1 pseudogene is annotated in these 307 nt (G+C 66.1%); it reads left to right on the top strand.

Annotated features, from left to right (window positions below):
• Positions 1-307, top strand: a pseudogene (locus U5A52_RS43200) (PLP-dependent threonine dehydratase); the annotation flags it as partial.

Raw genomic sequence — 307 nt, 5'->3', positions numbered from 1 at the left:
TCTGTGCCAAACCTATCTCGATGAAGTGCTGACCGTCGATACCGATGCCCTGTGCGCCGCGATCAAGGACGTCTTCCAGGACACGCGCAGCGTGCTCGAACCCGCGGGCGCACTGGCCGTGGCGGGTGCGAAGCAGTACGCGGAGCGCGAGGGCATCGAAGGCCAGACGCTGGTGGCAATCACCTCGGGCGCGAACATGAACTTCGACCGCATGCGCTTCGTGGCCGAGCGCGCCGAGGTAGGTGAAGCGCGCGAAGCGGTGTTCGCGGTGACGATCCCCGAGGAGCGCGGCAGCTTCAAGCGCTTC

Origin of the sequence: Paraburkholderia sp. J8-2 (assembly GCF_905220195.1) — a bacterium.
Taxonomy (GTDB): domain Bacteria; phylum Pseudomonadota; class Gammaproteobacteria; order Burkholderiales; family Burkholderiaceae; genus Paraburkholderia.
The sequence above is the reverse complement of the archived record's forward strand: the minus strand, read 5'-3'. Positions and strand labels throughout refer to the sequence as shown.